Source organism: uncultured Marinobacter sp. (genome assembly GCF_947259545.1).
Taxonomy (GTDB): domain Bacteria; phylum Pseudomonadota; class Gammaproteobacteria; order Pseudomonadales; family Oleiphilaceae; genus Marinobacter.
In genome coordinates this window covers 882,432-903,791 of sequence record NZ_CAMYMK010000002.1, presented here as the reverse complement: position 1 = coordinate 903,791, position 21,360 = coordinate 882,432, and the positions used below count along the sequence as shown (strand labels likewise).

The 21,360-nt window shown below is 52.3% G+C and carries 17 protein-coding genes; 11 read left to right on the top strand and 6 right to left on the bottom strand.

All coding sequences use genetic code 11. From position 1 onward, the window contains the following. Positions 1-4: 4 nt before the first annotated feature. The gene (locus Q0Y21_RS04300; RefSeq protein WP_297791890.1) at positions 5-1,972 is read right to left on the bottom strand and encodes an AarF/UbiB family protein; all 1,968 of its coding nucleotides are present in this window, start codon (positions 1,970-1,972) and stop codon (positions 5-7) included. 637 nt (positions 1,973-2,609) lie between these two features. Here Q0Y21_RS04300 and Q0Y21_RS04295 point away from each other — a divergent pair. Further along, positions 2,610-3,746, top strand: a complete 1,137-nt coding sequence (locus Q0Y21_RS04295) for a hypothetical protein (RefSeq protein WP_297791888.1) — start codon at positions 2,610-2,612, stop codon at positions 3,744-3,746. Here Q0Y21_RS04295 and Q0Y21_RS04290 read toward each other — a convergent pair. The 5 genes from Q0Y21_RS04290 to Q0Y21_RS04270 form a co-directional block, all read right to left on the bottom strand. Next, a complete protein-coding gene (locus Q0Y21_RS04290; protein WP_297791886.1) occupies positions 3,736-4,500 on the bottom strand; it encodes a class I SAM-dependent methyltransferase in 765 nt (254 codons plus the stop codon). The genes Q0Y21_RS04295 and Q0Y21_RS04290 overlap by 11 nt on opposite strands. Next, complete coding sequence (locus Q0Y21_RS04285) at positions 4,493-5,389, bottom strand: hypothetical protein (protein ID WP_297791884.1); 897 nt, start codon at positions 5,387-5,389, stop codon at positions 4,493-4,495. Before Q0Y21_RS04285 ends, Q0Y21_RS04290 begins: the two co-directional genes overlap by 8 nt. Before the next feature lie 111 nt (positions 5,390-5,500). Further along, positions 5,501-6,355 (bottom strand): glycosyltransferase family 2 protein, encoded by an 855-nt coding sequence (locus Q0Y21_RS04280; RefSeq protein ID WP_297791882.1) that lies wholly within the window; start codon positions 6,353-6,355, stop codon positions 5,501-5,503. Positions 6,356-6,463: 108 nt separating this feature from the next. Continuing rightward, a complete protein-coding gene (locus tag Q0Y21_RS04275; RefSeq protein ID WP_297791880.1) occupies positions 6,464-8,383 on the bottom strand; it encodes a hypothetical protein in 1,920 nt (639 codons plus the stop codon). Between the two features lie 89 nt (positions 8,384-8,472). Further along, positions 8,473-8,922 (bottom strand): pilin, encoded by a 450-nt coding sequence (locus Q0Y21_RS04270; protein ID WP_297791879.1) that lies wholly within the window; start codon positions 8,920-8,922, stop codon positions 8,473-8,475. 400 nt (positions 8,923-9,322) lie between these two features. Between Q0Y21_RS04270 and pilB the strand changes: the two genes are divergently transcribed. The 10 genes from pilB to Q0Y21_RS04220 all read left to right on the top strand — a co-directional run bounded on the left by pilB (position 9,323) and on the right by Q0Y21_RS04220 (position 21,330). Beyond that, positions 9,323-11,038 (top strand): type IV-A pilus assembly ATPase PilB, encoded by a 1,716-nt coding sequence (pilB, locus tag Q0Y21_RS04265; RefSeq protein ID WP_297791877.1) that lies wholly within the window; start codon positions 9,323-9,325, stop codon positions 11,036-11,038. Positions 11,039-11,040: 2 nt separating this feature from the next. After that, complete coding sequence (locus Q0Y21_RS04260; protein ID WP_297791875.1) at positions 11,041-12,258, top strand: type II secretion system F family protein; 1,218 nt, start codon at positions 11,041-11,043, stop codon at positions 12,256-12,258. 84 nt (positions 12,259-12,342) lie between these two features. Beyond that, on the top strand, positions 12,343-13,218 hold the full coding sequence (locus tag Q0Y21_RS04255; RefSeq protein WP_297791873.1) for an A24 family peptidase: 876 nt from the start codon (positions 12,343-12,345) through the stop codon (positions 13,216-13,218). After that, on the top strand, positions 13,218-13,817 hold the full coding sequence (gene coaE / locus Q0Y21_RS04250; RefSeq protein WP_297791871.1) for a dephospho-CoA kinase: 600 nt from the start codon (positions 13,218-13,220) through the stop codon (positions 13,815-13,817). The genes Q0Y21_RS04255 and coaE overlap by 1 nt, the downstream gene beginning before the upstream one ends. Continuing rightward, a complete protein-coding gene (locus Q0Y21_RS04245; protein WP_297791869.1) occupies positions 13,810-14,889 on the top strand; it encodes a hypothetical protein in 1,080 nt (359 codons plus the stop codon). Before coaE ends, Q0Y21_RS04245 begins: the two co-directional genes overlap by 8 nt. Next, positions 14,886-15,617: a tRNA (N6-threonylcarbamoyladenosine(37)-N6)-methyltransferase TrmO gene (tsaA, locus tag Q0Y21_RS04240; RefSeq protein ID WP_297791867.1), complete on the top strand. Its 732-nt coding sequence runs from the start codon at positions 14,886-14,888 to the stop codon at positions 15,615-15,617. The genes Q0Y21_RS04245 and tsaA overlap by 4 nt, the downstream gene beginning before the upstream one ends. 103 nt (positions 15,618-15,720) lie before the next feature. Continuing rightward, positions 15,721-18,045 (top strand): response regulator, encoded by a 2,325-nt coding sequence (locus Q0Y21_RS04235; RefSeq protein WP_297791865.1) that lies wholly within the window; start codon positions 15,721-15,723, stop codon positions 18,043-18,045. Between the two features lie 41 nt (positions 18,046-18,086). Then, positions 18,087-18,275, top strand: a complete 189-nt coding sequence (gene yacG / locus Q0Y21_RS04230; RefSeq protein ID WP_297791863.1) for a DNA gyrase inhibitor YacG — start codon at positions 18,087-18,089, stop codon at positions 18,273-18,275. A gap of 141 nt (positions 18,276-18,416) precedes the next feature. After that, complete coding sequence (locus tag Q0Y21_RS04225) at positions 18,417-18,977, top strand: YfaZ family outer membrane protein (RefSeq protein WP_297791862.1); 561 nt, start codon at positions 18,417-18,419, stop codon at positions 18,975-18,977. Positions 18,978-19,113: 136 nt separating this feature from the next. Beyond that, the gene (locus Q0Y21_RS04220) at positions 19,114-21,330 is read left to right on the top strand and encodes a hypothetical protein (RefSeq protein ID WP_297791860.1); all 2,217 of its coding nucleotides are present in this window, start codon (positions 19,114-19,116) and stop codon (positions 21,328-21,330) included. Positions 21,331-21,360 lie beyond the last annotated feature (30 nt).

Genomic DNA, 21,360 nt, shown 5'->3' with positions numbered 1-21,360 from the left:
ACCCTCAGACCACCCCTGGCAACAACCCACCCTGCAGGCGAGTCACCCGATGGCTCAGCCGCGCCATCCCAAGGTTGAGCGGGAACAGCACCAGGCTTTTGACCGTGTCCCGCACCACCAGGCTGCGGGGCAGGCCTTCGTAGATGTTGATATAGGCACCCGCCATGGCGACCAGGGAGCGGGACAGGTGCAGGTAATCGCTGTGGATCACAATGCCCAGTTGATAGGTGTTGGACAGCAACTGCAATGCGGTCTGCATGCGGCGATGCAAACCCGCAGCCCCCTCCCGCCACAAGGTGCGTAACGCATCCTCAGTTAGCGGCGAGACGTCCCGACGTTCGAGGGTGTCACTCAGGCGGGTGATGATTTCATCCCGGCGCAGGCGGTTCTTCTCCGGGTGGGTACTCATCTCGATCAGCATATCGCCCAGGCGCTCGGTGTCTGCCAGTAGGACGCTGATAATGTAATCCCGCACAAAACTCCATTTGCCGGCCATATGGACCGCATTGCCCCAGTCGATCAGGTATGGCTCTGCGTCCGGTGAGACCATGATGTTGCCCGGGTGCAGGTCGCCATGGAGCTCGTTGTACACAAAGATATGCTCGAACAGAGTGAACAGGAAGTTCTCCCCCAGGGTGCGCTGGAAGCGCTTGCGCTCTGACCCCTGCAGACTGCCGATGGCCTTCTTGATGGACACAGCGTCATCCACATATTCCATTTCCAGGATGCGACTGGTGGCCACAAACACATCCGGCACATGCCAGGCCCGGGTCACCCGAGCCCGTGCCGCGAAACGACGCTGGATGGCCGCTTCGTCTTCAAAATTCAGCTCCTGCTCAAAGCCCCGGGTGAACTCCTTCACCTGATCGGACAGCGCATGGAGGAACGGCAACAGCTTGGAATGCGGCGCCCAGAACTGGCTGCTCACCAGCATCAGCTCAATGGCGAGGTTGCCCATCTGGAACTCCCGCTCCAGGTTATGGCGGGCCACCTTGACGATCACCGGCTGCAGGCGCTCCAGACCGCCGTCGTCCTGAACGACTTTTTTGGTGAGGTACACCGAGCCGATGGAGCCGGATTTCAAGGGCTTGTTGACATCAAACTGGACGTACATCTCGCCCGGTAACTTGCCGAAGCAGTCTATAAAGGCTTCATTGACCTCATCCGGCGTCATCGGGTCGACATCTTCCTGGAACACCGCAAGCTCCGTGGCAATTTCCTCCGGCAGGAAGTCGGCATTGGCCGCCGCAACCTGGGCCATCTTGATGAACAGAGGGCCGAATTCCCGGACCATGCGGGCGACAATCTGTGCCTGGGTGGCGAAATCCTTCGGGTCCGTCTGCAGGAACGGCTTGATGTGGCGAATCGCCTTGATCTGCCTGCGCAGAATCACCAGATCCCGACGCAGGACACTGACCTTACGCCCCACATCCGCCAACCCTTCCTGGTTGGCCTTGCGAATATCCTTGAGGCGGTTCACCAACTCCACAATCAATGGCTCGTAGGAACGCAGGACCAGGCGGATGATGTCGAGGTTAAGCTCGATCAGCCCGTTCAGCTCCGGCGCGTCCAGCAGTTCGTGGAAGAAGCTCCAGAACTCATCGACGACGCTCTCCGGCACTTCGATCGGACTGCGGGTAACCACCTGCCCTACCAAAAAACGGATCAGCCCTTCGGTGGTTTCCTCATTGGGGATCAGGCGATACTTGCGCAACACTTTGGTCAGCGAGCGGGACTGCACGTTCAGCGGGTGCTCATACAGCGTGTCAAACAGCTCGTCGAGCGCGGAGCTCAGCTGCGCCTGATCAATCGGCTCCAGGTTGCCCGCCAACCGGGCCACCGGCCAGAACGCGCGGGGCACCTTCAGCGTCATCGACGTGAAATTACCCACACCCCGGATCGCCGACCCGGTGCGCTCCCTCAGGACAGGAATGTTGATCTGAATGATTTTCTGCTGATCTTGCTCGCCCATGTAACCTCGTAACCCGGCACAGTGCTGGATGGGGTGGTACTATGCCAGATTATTGCAGGGAGGTTTGGGTGTTTTTGGGCCGTTTTTTCATTGGGGGCGTCAGAACCCTGACCACTGAAAACGTAGATTAAAGTTAGCTATCAGCGTGCCCGCAGGTATGACCATATCCTAATCCTCGCTCTACAGGACTACTCCTTCCTGAATGTTGCCCGCCAGCTCGTCTGTCCGCCGCGGAGAGGCCCCCGGGGTAGTCCGGCAACTCCCAGCTATGAGCGCAGGCACATCGGCTATGTGCGCACAAACAGAGGGTAGCACCCTTGCCTAAAACCCCATCATGCTTGCCTGCATATACTCTGCAAGATCAGAGTCATGCGTAGTCCAGCAATAAAAAGGTAGTGCGCCCCAAGGCAACAGCCAACCTTTTAAATCGACTTCCTCCACAGTTATTCTATCGAATGAAGATGATATACTAGGCGGGCTCGTAAAATACATTCACTCAAGCCCAAACCAAGGGAGAGCCTAATATCCTAAAGCGTCACCAAGCGTGGAACTAAACTCATCAACTAAAGCAGTCTCTGGCAAAACAGTATTCGATTATAATAACCACTAACTAAAAAATACCCTAAAGATTTTAATAATGACTCACGCTAACACATCAAATCACGAAAACGACAAAAAAAACAGAAAGATTAAAGTTTGCTATGTTCTCTCATATAAAAGCCCCAACTATATAAGAACAAAAGCATTGATAAACGCACTCAATGATGCGGAAGAAGTCGAACTCCACGAAGCCCGGAACAGCAGAAAGGGGCTAGCAAGATATCTTCAAACTACAATCCGCCTTTTAAAAGTTCGCTGCCACTGCAACCCTGACATATACATTGTGGGATTCAGAGGGCACGAAATATACTGGCTTGTTAGGCTAATAGCTGGAAAAAAACCCATCATATTTGACGAAATGATGTCTCCTTCACTATCGTTGATAGAGGAAGAAGAAAAACCGTTAAATAATATCTCCGGAAAGCTATTAAGGATTGCAGAAAAAGCGATTCTTAAAAATGCAGACTATATAATAACCGATACCAACCTTCATGTTGAACACATACACAAAAACTACGACAAAATTAATAAAGAAAAAATACTAGCCATTCCCGTTGGAGCAGTCGAGGGAGGAAATATAGAGGGATTACGTAGAGACACCTCCAACAATATTAAAAATAACTACTTAACTGTACTATATTATGGATCTTTTCTTCCCTTACACGGAATAGATGTCATTATTCGATCAGCACACATAAACAAGAACCTACCCATAAACTATATCTTCATAGGAGGCAATAAAGAATCTGCCAAACTCCTTTCTGAGCATTTCCCAAAGCATTCTACTAGCATTTACAACCACAAGATATGGGTGCCGTACAATACCCTTATTGAAGAGGTTATACCAAAAGCTGATCTATTACTTGGCGGCCCCTTTGGCGGAACACCTCAAGCTTTAAGGGTAGTCACGGGAAAAACATCCCAAGCATTAGCACATGGTAAGCCGACAATAATAGGAGAGATTGATGAAGACTACGGTTTTATATCGAAAGAAAACTGCATTCTCGTAAAGCAACAAAGCCCCGAGAGTTTGGCAAACGCAATTAAATGGGCGTACGAAAACTTAGAAAAACTAGATGAAATTGGAAAAAAAGGGTATGTAAATTACATGAAAAACCTCTCCACTAAAATTATTAAAGAACGAATTGTATCTATTATTAGATCTATTGAGTAGGCTTCTTTCTAACTACAAAAATAAAGCCGTCTCCCATAACGTCTAGCAAAGGCAACCTCTGCAAAAATCTAAACGTCTTCAGGAAATAGTACATCCAAAGAGTAGTTAGTTCACCCGTGAACTCACGAGAAATGCCACTTCGAGACGTCGCTGCATCTCTAGGAACTTTTTTTGAGTTTGAAAAAAAATAATAAAGCTGGCGCAAAGGATATAACAAATTTGTGAACGGGAACCCATATACAAACATCTCAATCAACTCGAAACCCGAAGTTTCCAGCTTAACCTCAAGTTCCTTACGCTCGTAACGCCTAACATGGCCGGCCCATTCATCAACAGATTGCCATTTTTTCATATAGGCTGGCACAGAGCCAACTAATACGCCATCCTTCTTTAACATCGTTCGGAGAAGATTCAAAAATTGTCTATCGTCCTCAATATGCTCAAGTACCTCAAAACAAAAAATTAAATCAGAATTTTCTTTTGGCACCAACTCAATATCATTTACGATCTTTACTTTAGAAAAACCCGCAAACTTTTGCTTGAGTAAGTTGGAAGCATCCTCTGAGCTCTCAATGAGAGTTGCGCCTTGAACCTTAGGAGACTGAACAATCCAATGAGCCAGATCACCCAGCCCAGGACCTACCTCGCTAAAGTGGCATGAATCTTTGATCAAAGAGTGCTTTTCAATTATCCGCACTACTTCTAATAATCTTAGGATAAACCTTGGCGCTGCTGCTGAAATATTATCAATCATAAGATCCACCTTTTTTCTGTTGATTATACATAATCAGAATGCAAGCTCCAGAAAACAAAACATCAACAGATATAGCTATAATTCGATGGCCAGCGGCGATTGTTAAAGCTATATCTAATGGAATTATAGCGCCAGACATAATAACGAAAAGACCTTCTCGAACACCAACCCCCGCTGGTACAAATACCGCCACCCAACCACCAACAATAGAGATGCAAAATATCGATATAATCTGGAACTTCTCTCCATCTTCCAAATAATCAGGAAGCAACGGGTACAATGAAAAGCTTGTTAATATCCAGATAATTAAAAACAGCCCGGAAACTTGAGCAAAGAAAGTGTAGTTTTTAGCATATCGAAGACTTATAGTCTTACTACCACCTAGAAAGGAGTAAAAAAAATATAGCAGCCTCAGAGAGGAATAGCACAGATAAAACAAAGCCAGAGAAAGCCCTACCAGTTCTATTGCTGAGTAATTCCACTGCGACACCAAAAAAAGAAATAGAGAAAAATATAGTCCCGTGAAAAGTAAGCCAACCTGATCTATAGCAGAAAAGTATAAAGAGGCTGCATTATTATCGGAAACAGCAATATTTTTAGCCCCCCTGGCCAAAATTCCTAAAACCTTTCCTGGCACATATTTACCAACCGCAATAAACCCCATATCGCAGATCGCATCTATTAAACGTCGATCCCGCCTAAGCACTTTGAGTTGGACATTCCAAGCAACCGCAGAAATTAGGTATACCATCAATAAAATAAGTGACACAACCACCCAGGAAATCGAAAGTTCTATGCGGACTTGATCATACCCTGAGAAGGTTGAAATCAGCTGTAACCCTGCAAGAAATAACCCAAGAATCATGCAAGAGATAACCAAGCCAGCCAATGCTTTCCTGTTCTTTATATAACGCATCCACCTGAACATCGGGAATCCCCATAATCCATAAACACTCGCTTTAAAAAACCTCTATACTGACGATACCAAGCCACTCAGCACTCAGTCTCTTTTACTATACATAAGAGCAGTTATTTGCTCACTTACCAAGCCTACCAAAAATATCGTTAGGGAAGTGGTAAACATAAGCGCGCTCATGTTTGTAAAGCTTTTAAACCAAAAATACGTGTATCCATAGTATCCCAATCCAATCAAAAACATAAAAGCCGATAGAGGGACAAACAACTTTAAAGGCGAATAAAGAGTTGCAATTTTAAAAATAATCAACAAGAATCTTACGCCATCTTTTAAAGGCTTAATGTGGCTTTTCCCTTCCCTACGATATACCTTTAGTTGAACATAACTTACGGAATATCCCGCACGGAAAAACGCCATTGTAGATGTTGTCGGGTAAGAGAATCCGTTAGGAAGCAAATATAAAAATTCACGAAACTTATCTGCTTTCACAGCTCTAAAACCAGAGGTTAGATCTTTGACCTCGTGTCCGACCATTAGTGATGAAAACCAATTATAAAAAGTATTTGCAAGGCCTCGCCCCCATGATGCTTGTGAAGTCTGTGCTCTAGATCCAACCGCCATATCATACCCATCATCGTATAGCCTAGAAAGCAGCGTTGGAATATCATCCGGGTCATGTTGACCATCTCCGTCCATGAACACCAAAACATCGCCGGTTGCTGCTCGCGCACCAGACTTAACGGCAGCTCCATTCCCTTTAGAATATGGATGCACTACCTCTTTAACATCGTTTCTTTGACATACTTCTGTAGTATCATCGGTAGATCCATCATTAACAACGATAATTTCACTCACATCCATCCGATTCGTGAGTTTTGGAAGCAAATTTACGAGACTCTTTGCTTCATTTTTTGCTGGAATGATAACACTAACTTTCAACTTTTATCCCCCCTCAAAAACTGCATATTTTCTGAAGAAATTATAAATTTTAACCTAGTCAGGTGAACCAAGATGCTTCTTCAATGAAATCTAAAAATCAAGCTCATCTTAAAGCCTAGCCTCTTGTCGCTCAAAAGCATTTATTCGACTCTTAATTTCTTGGGTTCGTGAATTAAACTTCTTCCACCCCTTCATATCAACAGATAGGGACTTTTTAAGCCGCTTAACAGCAAGCGAATACAACCCCGCTGACGCCAGAATATCCGCACTTTTCACGTATAAAGCATGATTTTGTGGTGCTAAACTAATGGCCTTATCCAAAGCTGTTACAGCACCGTTCAAATTCCCCTTTTTTACATAGTAGTCCGACTTCAGGTCATAATATTGCACGGTATGATTTTTATGATATCCAAAGTTTTTAGAAGACTCTACATAGTCAAAAATCTCAACAACATTTATATTGTCTTCCGAACACCCGGGGAATTCTTTATTTAGAAGCTTATCTAAAAACTGACTCAGCATAATCGATACACCCAAGTCAAATATGCTATCTTCTTTGAATTTATCAAGAGCACTTTTGTGACTTACTTTAGTTTCTGGAACACAAGAATAAAATAAATAATGGAACTTCAGCATCATTGAATTCGGCGCGTATACCATCGCATCCTCAATAAACTCGACGGAATTCTCAGGGAACCCTTTAGAGTATAAAAAATGCGCATAGGAAACCTTAGCTCGAACAGATTTCGGCTCGTCCATTTCCCACTTCAAAAAGAGCTGGTCTGGCGTACCCCAGGTCTTCGCCAAATAGAACGTTTGAAATGAGCAAAAAATGATAACCGAAGCCGCTACAAACACCTTCATATACTGGGGAATTTTTGCTACTGATAATAGGAATGCAACACATAAAATAATCCCAACTGAAGGCAGGTAATTTCTATGCTCGAAGTACAATTCCAGCGGCAATATTGTTGACTCGATCAAGTGGAATGAAATAAACCAGAAGAAGCCAAGCCATATAGCACTCTTATGAGGACTCTTCTTAGAGAAGCTCAAGAATCCCAAACAGAAAAATAAGAGCATGGAAAACACTCCATTCAACCAAACCATGGAGTCAAATGGAACCGTGGGATAGTTCTCAAATTCGCCTCTGAATAGGTTGATATGAGAAGCCTGAGGAAAAATAATTTTTCTTAGATATTCCCCAATCGCAACTAATTGAGAGATCAACCTATCCGATATATCAAACTCTCTATTCTGATAACTTCTTCCCCAGATCTCGTAAGTTTCGAAAATAATGTATATAAATGCAGAAGCAGTCAAAAGCAACAGAAGATACTTAGATCTCCCACCCATCTGTAGACGCTCTTTTCTTAGGTAAATTTCGAACCCAAGAATAAATACAACAACCAACAGGGCATTTTCTTTCGAAAAGAATCCAAGAACCAATAAAACCAAAGAAAGTAATAATAAAAAGTATCTTGGAACTTCCCTGGAAACAGCTTTTCCACGAAAACAAAAATATAGATACATCGAAGCCAAAGAAAAAAGGGCACTCAGTATTGCCATTCGTTGAACGACATATAGCACTGTCGATGTATTCAGTGGATGCACTAGCCAAAAAGCCATCGTAACGAACCCCACACTCAGTGCATGAACATTACGATCCGGAAATAAATAAAGAATGACTCTAAAGGCTACAAGAAAGACCATTAGGCCCGTGACCAAGTGTAATGCCAGATTGGTTTTCTTAAACGAAGCACTACTTGCTGCTGGCCAAGAACTATCGTCGAGCAGAAATGAGGCCATAGATACAGGACGGCCGGTGGGACCTGACTCATTCCCAAAAATAAAACGTTGCGCATCATCTAGGGAATCTACGCCACCGGAACTCCCTAGTGGCTCTAGGTTTTGGGCATCATCAAAAACAAATGGCCCACCCATCCCCGGAGAGTAGATAAAGAGCGTCATGAGCAGCATGGACACAACGGCAAGTATAAAACATAGTTCTAATTTACGTTCTAACATTACGTCACCAAAAAAGGGGTGACTTACGTCACCCCTTTTTCTAAAGATCTCATTTACTATGGAGTAATCAGGCACTTAAGCCTGAGTTCTTAACGGCAATTAGCTGGGAGATACTTAGACTCAACGGTAGTAGCACCTCCGTTACAGACCCACTGAACGCCATTTTGCGATCCAGAACCTTCAAACGCGATGTTACCGGTAACCCCACCGAGATTAGTGACTGCAAAAACTACACCCGCACTGGTTGCGTTAGTATATGTGTATGTGACTGTATTCACATAGGTGCTTTGTGCCGCACTAGTATTAACGCCGGCCACGCTTGCGTTAGTGGGCATGGCCCCCATTGAAGTGTAGTACTCCGAGATAGAAGTTTTCGCTGCAGCACCAAGGCCGATGATCTCAGTCACCTTCGCACGAATGGTGTAATCCTGATAAGCCGGAATCGCGACAGCCGCCAGAATACCAATGATCGCCACAACGATCATCAGTTCGATCAGTGTGAAACCCTTTTGCGCTTGGTTCATCTGAATGTTTTTCATTATTAAACCTCTGTGTTAGTCGGTTTTTGATCTCGAGATGGCTCCGGGGCCGGTGGAGCTGTGCCCCGAAACCGGTTTGAGCCTGACCTCATCCAAGCAGGGGGCATGCCAACCTTCTACTTTACCCTACAACCCCCCTATTATCAGATGGATACGAGCCTTACACGAATTATTTCGAACCCGGCCTAAATGTTAAATAATGTCAATGGGCGTCAGTGTCTGACAAATTTGGTCACCCTCTCGGTATAAATTGCCCCCCCCCTTGCTCACCTGCCCGGTCCTTGAGCTGGATGATGCTTTACAGTTCGTGACTTTCCAAAGCATGCCCAGCCATCTAAACTCTTGTACATTCGCTCTTTGCAGAGTTTCAGCAACTTAGGCAGCACTCTTTATACCCTCTATGGCTACTAACAAATCCAACGTAACGCTTACCGGCCTTGCACGTCGCTTCGTGGAGGACGGGCTGCTTGATGAGGCAACCGCGAAGGATGCCTTTATTCAGGCCTCCCAGAACCGCATTCCCCTGATCACCTATCTCGTACAGAACAAGTTGGCAGACAGCAGCGGACTTGCTTTTTCCGCTGCCATGGAATTTGGTGTCTCCGTTTTGGACCTCAACGCCTTTCTTCCAGAGATGCTCCCGGAAAAGGTGGTTGATGAAAAGCTGATTCGGAAACACAACGCCTTACCTCTATACAAGCGCGGAAATCGCCTGTTTATCGCGGTCTCTGACCCCACCAACATCCAGGCTCTGGATGAAATCAAGTTCAACACTGGTCTCAGTACGGACGCCATACTGGTTGATGACGCCAAGCTGCATGCGGCCATCGAAAAGTACCTGGAGTCTCAGGACTCTACCATGGGGGATCTTGAGGATGCCGATCTGGAAGGCGTGGAAACTGAAGGTGGCGAGCAGGAGGACGATAGCGCGGTAAGTGCCAGCGATGTTGATGACGCCCCGATCGTAAAGTACGTCAACAAAATGCTCCTGGATGCCATTCGAGGTGGCGCATCGGATGTGCACTTCGAACCATACGAAAAAGTCTACCGTGTGCGCTATCGGACAGATGGCATTCTGAAGGAGATGTCCCGCCCTTCTATCAAGTTGGCTCCAAAGATCTCTGCGCGGGTAAAAATCATGGCGCAGTTGGACATTTCAGAACGCCGGGTTCCCCAGGACGGCCGGATCAAGATGAAGCTGTCCAAGACCAAAGCCATAGACTTCCGGGTGAACACACTACCCACTCTGTGGGGCGAGAAAATCGTTCTGCGGATCCTGGACCCCAGCCAGGCCAAGCTGGGCATTGATGTTCTGGGCTATGAAGAAGAACAGAAACAACTGTACATGGACGCCCTGCAGCAACCACAGGGCATGATTCTGGTGACCGGCCCCACCGGCTCCGGTAAAACCGTATCCCTCTACACCGGCCTGAATATTCTGAATACGCCGGAACTGAACATTTCCACTGCGGAAGACCCCGCGGAAATCAACCTGGAAGGCATCAACCAGGTCAACGTGAACACCAAGGTCGGCCTTGGGTTTGCCGAGGCCCTGCGGGCGTTTCTGCGGCAAGACCCCGACGTGATCATGGTGGGTGAGATCCGGGACCTGGAAACCGCCAACATTGCCATCAAGGCCGCCCAGACCGGCCACCTGGTCCTCTCGACTCTACACACAAACAGCGCGGCGGAAACGCTGACACGGATGATGAACATGGGGGTACCCGCGTTCAACATCGCTACCTCTGTCAGCCTGATTATTGCCCAACGGCTGGGCAGAAGGCTGTGCAATAGCTGCAAGAAGCCCGCGGACATTCCCCACGACGTGCTTATAGCCGAAGGGTTCACACAGGAACAAATTGATACAGGCTTCACGTTGTACCGCCCAAAAGGCTGTGATAAATGCAATGGAGGATACAAAGGCCGCGTCGGTATTTACGAGGTGGTCAAGATTACCGATGAGCTGGCGAACATGATTATGGAAGAGGCCAGCTCCATTAAAATTGCAAAGCAGGCTCAGGCCGAAGGCTTCCCCAATCTTCGCCAGTCCGCCCTGAAGAAAGTGATTGAGGGTGTGACCAGCCTTGAGGAAGCCAACCGCGTGACGAAGGATTAACCATGGCAGAAAAAGCACAAAAGCTTCAGGCATTTGTCTGGGAAGGCAAAGACCGCAAAGGCAACAAAACCAAAGGCGAAGTGTCCGGCACCAATCTGGCGCTGGTGAAGGCCCAATTGCGCAAGCAGGGTATTAATCCGGACAAGGTCAAGAAAAAGCCAAAGCCTCTGTTCGGCGGCAGCAAGAAAATTACGCCGTTTGATATCGCCATGTTTACGCGTCAGATGGCGACCATGATGAAAGCAGGGGTACCGCTGGTTCAGAGTTTCGATATCGTGACGGATGGGCTTGAGAACCAGGGACTGAAAGAGCTGGTTGGCGCCATCCGGAATGATGTTGCCTCGGGTACCAGCTTTGCTGGCGCGCTCCGCCGTCACCCGAAGCATTTCGATGACCTTTACTGCAACCTCGTGGATTCCGGCGAGAAAGCCGGTGCCCTCGAACAGATGCTTGACCGAATCGCAACCTATCTTGAAAAAACCGAAACGCTGAAGAAGAAAGTCAAAAAGGCAATGACCTACCCGATTGCGGTTGTTGTGGTCGCCATTGTTGTTACTGCCATTCTTCTCGTGAAAGTGGTGCCCCAGTTTGAAAGTCTGTTCCAGGGCTTTGGTGCCGACCTTCCGGTGTTTACTCAGTTCATCATCGGCATCTCTGAATGGATGCAGGAATGGTGGTTTATCGTTCTTCTCGGCATCGTTGGCTTGGTCTTCCTGTTCAAGGAGGCAAAACGACGGTCCCAAAAATTCTCGGACTTTGTGGACAAGTATTTGCTTAAGCTTCCAATTGTCGGAGAGATTCTCGATAAGTCCGCCGTGGCAAAGTTCGGTCGCGTGCTTTCAACCACCTTCGCAGCAGGCGTGCCACTTGTTGATGCCCTTGAATCAGTATCCGGTGCGACCGGCAATGCCGTGTATCGTGATGCGGTAAGCAAGATCAAGGACGAGGTATCCAGCGGTACGCAGCTACAGGCGTCCATGAGGCAAACCGGCGTATTTCCTGTTATGGCCGTGCAGTTGACTGCCATTGGTGAGGAATCCGGTAACCTGGATGAAATGCTGGAGAAAGTCGCTGACCACTACGAGGGCGTGGTTGATGACATGGTGGATAACCTGACAGCACTGATGGAACCAATGATTATGGCGGTTCTGGGTGTTCTTGTTGGTGGTCTGATCGTTGGCATGTACCTGCCGATCTTCCAGATGGGTCAGGTTGTGTAGGGTCCATAGATCAATTAGTTGTGTCGGGTTACGCTTCGCTAACCCGACCTACGTTTCTTTCCGCTCCCGGTTTTCGGATATTTCATGCAAATTCTTGATTCCCTACTGGCCACGCCGTGGCTGCTGTATTTGTCGGTGGTGCTTTTTTCCCTATGTATTGGCAGTTTCCTCAATGTGGTGATTCTTCGCCTGCCGAAGATGATGCACCAGGACTGGCGCTGTCAGTGCGAGGAGTTTCTGGAGTTATCTGAGGAACAGCGCAAGCCTGAGGCGGCTATTACCCTGTCATCCCCTGCCTCTACCTGCCCTTCGTGCGATCACAGGATCCGGGCCTGGGAGAACATTCCGGTGGTCAGTTACCTGGTGCTGGGCGGCAAGTGTTCGTCCTGCAAGACGCGGATTTCGCCCCGTTACCCCATCATTGAGGCCCTGACGGCGGTTTTCTCGGTGGTGACCGTCGCGATCCTGGGGCCATCCGTGTCATCGCTTCTGGCTTTGCTGCTGGTGTGGTCGCTGGTGGCGATGACAATGATTGATTTTGACACCCAGTTGCTGCCGGACAGCATGACCCTGCCGCTGATGTGGCTGGGACTGGTACTGAATTACTTTGGTGTACTGACGGATTTTCACAGTGCTTTCTGGGGCGCGGTGGCGGGCTATCTGTCGCTGTGGTCGGTGTATTGGCTGTTCAAGTTGATGACCGGCAAGGAAGGCATGGGCCATGGCGATTTCAAGCTGTTGGCGGCCCTGGGGGCCTGGCTGGGCTGGCAGTTGTTGCCGGCGGTGATTCTGTTGTCTTCCGTGGTTGGGGCCGTTGTTGGGATTTCTCTGATGGTGTTCCGCAAGCACGGGCGTGAGGTGCCGATTCCGTTTGGGCCTTATCTGGCGGCGGCCGGGTTGTTGTGCTTGTGGTTCGGTGCCGAGATTCAGGCTTGGTGGTTCGGATTCCTGGGGGCGTAATGGCGGTTATCGGGTTAACCGGGGGGATTGGCTCCGGCAAGTCTACGGTGGCGCGGATGTTCGGCGCGCTGGGGGTGCACTGGGTCGATGCGGATGATGTGGCCCGGGAGGTCGTTGAGCCGGGCACTCCTGCACTGGCCAGGATTGCCGAGCATTTCGGGGAGGATATTCTCCAGGCAGACGGCTCCCTGGACCGCGCCCGTTTACGCAGTATTGTGTTTGAGCAGCCGGAGGAACGGACCTGGCTTGAGGGGCTGCTGCATCCGGTGATCCGGGAGGAGTTGATTCGTCAGCTGCATCCGGCCGACTATTCCCTGCCCTATGTGCTGCTGGTGTCACCGCTGTTGCTGGAAACCGACCAGCACCAGTTGGTGGAAAAAGTCGTGGTGGTGGATGTGCCGGTGGAGGTTCAGCTGTCCCGCACCATGGCCCGCGATGATAACGATAAAGCACAGGTGGAGCGTATCATCGCCGCCCAGATGCCCCGCGAAAAGCGCCTGCAAAAAGCAGACGAAGTGGTGGATAATAACGAGGTGATGGACGACGTGGAAAGACAGGTTGGTGAGCTGCACAAGAAGTTTATGGTGGCCTTTGGGTAAGAACACTCTGGCAGTCCTGGGGCTACTGATTGCAGCATCAGGAACATTTCTCCCCGCACACGCCGCCGATCCCGTTTTCATCATCAAAGACCCCGCCGTGCGCGATGTGCTCTCGCCGGAATCGCTGCCACCCGATTTTTACGAATTCTCTCCCGAGGACTACTGGCTGGAACCCCGGGACACCTACTGGATAATTGCGAGTAACTGGGTCCTGCGGCAGGAGCGCACCCAGGGCTCCCGCATTCAGGCCTTGGGCGAGTGGGCCGACCGGACACTGTCCGGCGCCGATGCCGGCCTGCCCAACAATGAGAGTTACTTAAGGCTGGGGTTCGCCACAGAATCGGAATACGGTGATCCGGCACAACTGGAACCGGAAGCGAAGTTTCGTCTTGATGTTCCCACGGTTAAAGAAAAGCTGCGGCTGGTTATCGAGAGTGAGAGCGACGAACTGATTCCCCTCTCCGAACGACGACGGGATCGGCAGTTAACCGAGGACGAACGCTCGGATACCGAGGCGACGGGTGCGCTTCGTTATCTGTCGGAGGTCGGAGATGCCATTAATCTCAGTACCGATGTGGGTGTCCGGTTACGATTTCCTACCGACGCTTTTGTTCGGCTCAAAGCCGGCAAGCGCTGGCAACTGGACAAAAACTGGAGCCTGACAGCAGAACAGCGGTTGTACTATTTCCACCAGGATGGCTGGGGCACCAGAAGCTGGTTAGGGGCTGGCCGAAATCTGGGGAAAGGCTGGAGCTTCCTGGCCGCCAGCGAACTGGAGTGGGTTCACGAGATGCGCAAGTTCGAAATGGCGCAAACCTTCAATTTCCACAAGCGCCTGAACAATCGATCCACGATCAGCCCACGCCTTGGCGTGCTGGGCGAGAGCAAGCCCAACTGGCGACACACGTCGGTCTTTACGGACATGACCTACCGGTACCGCTTGCACAGTGACTGGCTGTATGGCGAGATCATTCCGGCACTGGAATTCCCGCGGGAAGACAGTTTCAAGGACCGGGCCTCCCTGATTTTGCGGATTGAGCTGTATTTCTCGGGTACCATTGACCGATCATGACTTTCACACCTCAAGACGCACTGACGTTAACGCCCATTGCCCACGCCCACTCCTGTTTCAGGGACAAGTTCGGGGTTCCCCGCCAGCCGGGGCTGACCCGCCATGCCCATGCGGACCTGGTGATTGCACCACCATTCGACCGGGAGGATGCCTTCCGGGGGCTGGAAACTGCCAGCCACCTGTGGCTGACCTTTCAGTTCCATGAGGCAGTGCGGGAGGACTGGCGTCCGGTGGTTCGCCCTCCCCGTCTTGGGGGCAATCGAAAGATGGGGGTCTTTGCCAGCCGATCGCCATTCCGGCCCAACAGCCTGGGGTTATCGGTGGTGCGCAACGCGGGGTTGCGGCGGGAAAACGGCCGGCTGATCCTGCGGATCAGTGATCATGACCTGATCGAGGGCACGCCCATTCTCGATATCAAACCCTACCTGCCATTTGCAGACTCGGTACCCGACGCCAGCCTGGGGTGGGCGGACTCGCCACCGACGGAGCGTTTGCCCGTTGTGTTCCTGGACGAGGCGGAAACCCAACTGGCCGCCCTGCCCCCGGAAACCTATCCCGACCTTCGGTCGTTGATTGAAGACGTGGTGAGTTATGACCCTCGCCCGTCCTTTCGAAGAGGGCGGGAAGAGGAACGGATTTACGGCGCCCATCTGTATGATCTGAACGTACGTTTCCGTTTTATCCATGATCCCGGCGGGGAACGTGTCGAAGTGCTGACGGTCTGTTAAACTCATCGGAGTTTAAGGCGGTTTGTCTGTTTATAAAAAGAAACCGCCTGTTCATTAGTCACAGGGAATGCGTGCCTTGCCTTTGATCCGGTTATTCAAACGAATGGGTGTACGACCACTGGCAGCAAGGCTGCTGGTGTATGTACTGCTGTTCGCCATTGTGCTGTCGCTGGCGGCTACCGGTCTGCAGATGATTGGCGAGTATGAACGCCGCACCGAAGAGCTTCGCAACACCCAGACAAAAGCGGCCGAGCTGATTTCCGGCAGTATGAGCAACAACATCTGGCTGATGAATTTCAGCGAGGTGGCCAACAGCCTGGATGACATGCGGGCTATGCCGGTGATCCAGCATGCCAAGGTGACGATCACCGGAGGCGAGGAGTTCAGTACCGGCACCTACCCCGAGGGCCGCGTGATTTCCCAGTCCTTTCCGCTGGTCTTTAATCGCTCCTCTTTTAATGCCCCTCAGGACCTGGGCACCCTTACCATTACCTCTTCGCTGGCACAGGTTCACGATGAACTGATGAACCGGGCGCTGATGACCCTGGGGTTCCAGTCGCTGATCCTGCTGCTGGGTTCCCTGGGACTGCTGCTGATTGTCAGGATGACCATCTCACGGCACCTGGAAACCATGGCGGACTATGCCGCGCGCCTGAACCTGGACGCGCTGATCGAACCGTTGCACCTTCGACGCAAGGAGCCAAAGCACAGCGACGAGCTCAGTGAGCTTGAACAGGCTCTGAACAAGATGCGGCTGCAGTTGCTGGAAGACACCCGTTCCCTGCGCCAGACCACCATACAGTCTCAGGGCGAGCGCGATGAGGCGGTCCGGGCCAATCATGCCAAGAACCAGTTCCTGGCCAACGTCAGCCACGAACTTCGCATACCCCTGCAATCGGTGCTTGGCTACGCCAACCTGCTGACGGACACCCCCCTGGATCAGGAGCAACGTGAGTTCGTCCAGACTCTGCTGAGTGCCTCCGAGAGCCTGTCGGCCATTATTAACGATCTGCTCGACATCTCCAGCATGGAAGCTGGCAAGCTGGTGCTGGAAGACCTGCCATTCGATCTGCGGGAAACCCTGAACGACTTGGTGCATATGCTCGGCACCCGCGCCCGCGAGAAAGGCCTGGCGCTGGAGTTGCGGGTCGATGAAGACCTGCCGTGGGCCCTTCGCGGCGACCCGGTTCGGGTGCGCCAGATTCTGCTGAACCTGACCTCCAACGCCATCAAGTTCACCGACTCCGGGCATGTCCTGATCAGCGTGGAAGTGCTTGGCCGCAGGGATAACCTGGTACGCCTGCGCCTGGCAGTCGAAGATACCGGCGTTGGCATCAACCCGGAAGACTTGCCGCTGGTGTATGAACCCTATGTCCAGCTTGGCCAGAGCTTCCAGCGGCAGCTTCCTGGTGCCGGACTGGGCCTGACCATCTGCCGCCAACTGGTCAGGTTGATGGATGGATCCCTGGATGTGGAAAGCCGGCCCGGCGAAGGCACAACGTTCTGGGCGGAGCTGTCACTGCCGGTGGCGCCGGAAAGCTCTACCCGAATCCGACCGGATACCCGTATGGTCAAGGGCCGGCGAATTCTGGTGGTGGACTCCTACGAATTATCCCGCAAGATCACCCTGGAGATGCTGTCACGCCACGATCTGCACATTGAAGCGGTCAAATCCGCAGGCGAGGCGCTGACTTCTGTCCGTCTGGCCTCGGATAACCAGCATCCGTTCGACGCCATCGTCCTGGACGGCTTCGTGCCGGATATGGATAGCGACCTGCTGTGCCGGCAAATCCGCAGCAATCCCCAGTGGGCGGAGACCCGTCTGCTGCTGCTCTCGTCCAACCCCCAGCGAGGCGATGCCGAGCATTTCCGCCAGGCCGGGGCTGACGCGTTCCTGAGCAAATCCCTGCGGGAATCCTGCCTTATTCCGATTCTCCATCAGTTGTTCGCAGACCGGGCTTCGGGCGAACGCCGGTTCCTTACCCGCTTCTCGCTCCAGGCTGTCAGCGATACGTCGCGGCGCAGGGAGCTACCCTGTGGCCGAATGAAAGTGTTGCTGGTGGAGGACAACCCGGTCAACCGCACACTGACCCGTCGCCTGCTGGAAAAACTTGGCTGCGATGTCATGACCGCCAACGACGGTGAAATAGCCGCCAGCCTCTGGCAGCTGCACCCATTCGATCTGGTGTTCATGGACTGCGTTATGCCCCGGGTGGATGGGTTTGAAGCGACCCGGCGCCTGCGTCAGTGGGAAGTCGACCAAGGCCGCGAGCGAGTGCCGGTGGTCGCGCTGACCGCCAGTGCCATGGAGAAGGATGAAGAACGGTGCCGCCAGGCAGGGATGGATTCATTTGTTGCCAAGCCTGTCAATATTGAAATGTTGCGGGCAGTACTGGAACAATACTGTCAGGCATCCGCGCCCTCCTGATCCACTGGCTGAAGACACCGAAGGTTTCCCTGGAAATAATGATGAAAGTAGAGTGCCCCAACTGCAAAAAATCTGTCGAATGGAGCGAAAGCAACCCGTTCCGCCCCTTCTGCTGCGAGCGCTGCAAGCTGATTGACCTTGGCGCCTGGGCCAATGAAGAGTACCGGGTTCCTGCCCAGAATGTGTCTCCGGACGACCTTGACCAACTGGACGACATCACCCGGCACTAATGCCGTATTAACAGGCCCTTACCCCATTTTAAGTTGAGCCACCCGCAGCGGCCCGTTACCATGCGCTCATCTGAACAATCGCCAATATCGGCTGACACCGGTATCGCACTCCGTTCATTGACCCATAAAGGTAGTAAAAGAATGAAAGCAACCCGTATTTCCCTTCTTGCTCTGTCACTGGCCGCTGCTCCTGCACTGGCAGCCGATCTGGACCTGAGCCTGACCAGCGAGTCGGTCAAGGGCCAGGTGAATTTCTTCGACACCAACTCTGAACTGCAAGTGGGGACCGGTTACACCTACCACGAAGGCAGCCGTCACATTGGTAACGTGGATTTCCACGCCCAGGGCCGCACAGCCCTCGGCAATCTGCCCACCACAGCAGGCATCGGCCTGCGCGGCATTGGCTGGGAAGACGATGACCTGGACGGCGGTGCCGTTGGCCTGGGTGGCTTCGCGACCGTCAACATCCCCGATGTACCCGGCCTGTCCGTCACCGGCAGTCTTCACTATGCCCCGAGCATCCTTTCTTTCGGCGATTCCGATGACATGACCAGCGTTGAGCTGCGCGGCAGTTACCGTGTGATCCGTAACGCCGAGCTGTTCGCGGGCTACCGTTACCTGAACACCGATCTGGATGCGCCCTTCAGTGGCGACGTGAACCTGGATGAAGGCGTAATGGCGGGTATGAAGATCTACTTCTGATCCCGCTCCCTTCCGGGAAGAGTCAAACGGGCGCCTTTCAGGGCGCCCGTTTTTGTTTCGTGTTCTGCCTCACTCTTTGCCACCACCACTCTTGCTAGACTGCCGGCTCATGTTCCGATAATGGATTGTCCCTGGCATGGCACTCATCACCCGATCACCTGACCACTCTTCACTGTTCGCGCCCAAGGTCCCACTCCCCAGGCTGTTACTGGCTTTCGCTGTTGCACTGTCCGGTTGCGGCGGTAAAAGCGCGGTTGACGAAGCAGGCTCGCGGGACAACAGCTTTCCCCCGACCAAAAACGCCCGCGACGATTTCAGTTCCGGTAGCACCGGTGACTCCAATAACACCAACGGGCTGGCGGCCAATGAAGTCCGGGTAACCGTAGAGGTGCCCCCGACCCTTGCGCCAGACAGCGAACTGACGCGCCGCAACCTGCGAATCGTGACGCCAGACCGGATCGAGGTTTACCGGACAGACCAGAGCCTGCGGAATCTGGGGGCCGTTGATATCACTCGCCGCACCGAAGACAGTGGCCGGGAAGTCATCACCTTCAGCAATGGCCTGCCGCTGGGACCGGACGTGGTGATCGAAGCGGTTTATGGCAACACGCGGATGCGGGCCCTGGCAGCGGACTCGGATCGTGACGTCAAGGTGAACCCTTTCTCCGAATACCTGATGAGCAACACCATCAGCGGCTATTCCGCCAGCCAGTTCAGCCAGATTATGGATTGCGTCAACGATGCTTCCGGCGAGTTGTGCCTGAACAAGTATGTCTGGTCGACCCTGGCGGACCAGGTCCACGACTTTGAGATCGATATTCCTGACAATGCGGACCTGGGCGCTGCTCTGGATCACCTGGACAATCGCGGTGATTTTGCCCGCTATGTGAGTAGCATGGCTGATTACGCCGTTCTGGATGAGCAGTCCTCGGGGAAGATCAGCGCCAGCTCCGCAGACTACAACTCCGTGTTCCTTGGCGTTGAACTGGGCCAGACCTTCCGGGAACCCAGCCTTGCCGGCTCAGGTCAGTGGGGCGTGCGTACTGCGCAGGAAGAGAGTATTACGGACAGCAACGGCACAGGCTACGTCTACCCCGCCCTCACCCTGACCAGCTTCGATGCGTTCAACATCCGGGTGACGTCACTGGCCTCGGATGTACCCTATAACCGCGAGGCGCTGATTCACCAGGCGGGTAACAATTTCTACCCCAGGGGAACCGACCATTGGGATCTGAACACTCACGCTTCGTCGCCGGGGGCCGCTACCCTGCAGAACAACAGCCGCTTGCTGGCCGGGCGGGCGCTGTACCAGAGCGTGACCGGTCGTGGCAGCTCCCTGACCATCGGCTGGACCCGTAACCCCTACTATCTGGACGCATTCGTCAGCGCCACAGAAGAGGCCGGCGAGGCGCCTGATCGCGTCCTGGGCGGCTATTTCGGTGCCGGCAAGGCCATCGAACTGGAGGCCACCGAAGATGCCCTGCAACGCAAGGAGGTACTGGAGGATCACTACCTGTCCGTACTGGAAATGAACTTGCTACGGCAACAAGGCTTCAGCCTTGATCAACTGAATAGCCGTCAATACAACGTGGCGTTCCTCGCCAGTCGCTTCGCTGACGGCGCGGAGCCACTGGCGATTGAATCCGGTGTAGGCAGTTGGGATATCAGTGGGAACAATGTGAACCAGGTGATGGTCACCACCACTATTGGCCGGGACGGTGGCTCAGGGGCAGTAACCGGGCCCCTCACTGGCGATCGCAACGTCGACTGGACCATCAGCACCCGGCCCTCACGGCTCAGTGTCGGTGACCGTAACATCGGTCGCCTCAACCTGGACATCAGCAATGCCTCGGGACAGTTCGACACTCCGGATCTGGGCATTGGCGCCAGCACGCCCGACGGCTCACTTCTGGCCTTCAACCTGGACAACGCCGACACCGGAGACGGCCTGTTGATAGCGGCTGCGCAAACCAGCGACTTTCCCCAGAGCGGTCGCTTTCGTCTGCAAGGCACTGCCATGGGGCTCGCCGATGGCACAAACCGCCTGCGACATTTCGACAACGCCGTACTCACCATTGCTTCAGCCACCACCGCGGCATTGTCCCGACGCACTCTGGACGTAGTGCATTCAGTAGCAAATGAAACGGTGCCAGGGCCAGTGTCCCTTGAAGGGGACGACATCGCACTGACCTATTCCCAGGGCACCAGCGGCGAGGTGAGCTTTGTGGCAGGAGACCTGACGCTGACCGGGTTTGTGACACCCGACCAGGACCAGTTTTTTCTGCAACTACAGAATACCGAAGGTGGAGAACAGCGGCTGGGGTTGTTGATCGCTACACGGTTGCCGGACTGATTGTCGGGTTACGCATGGGGGAAACCCAGT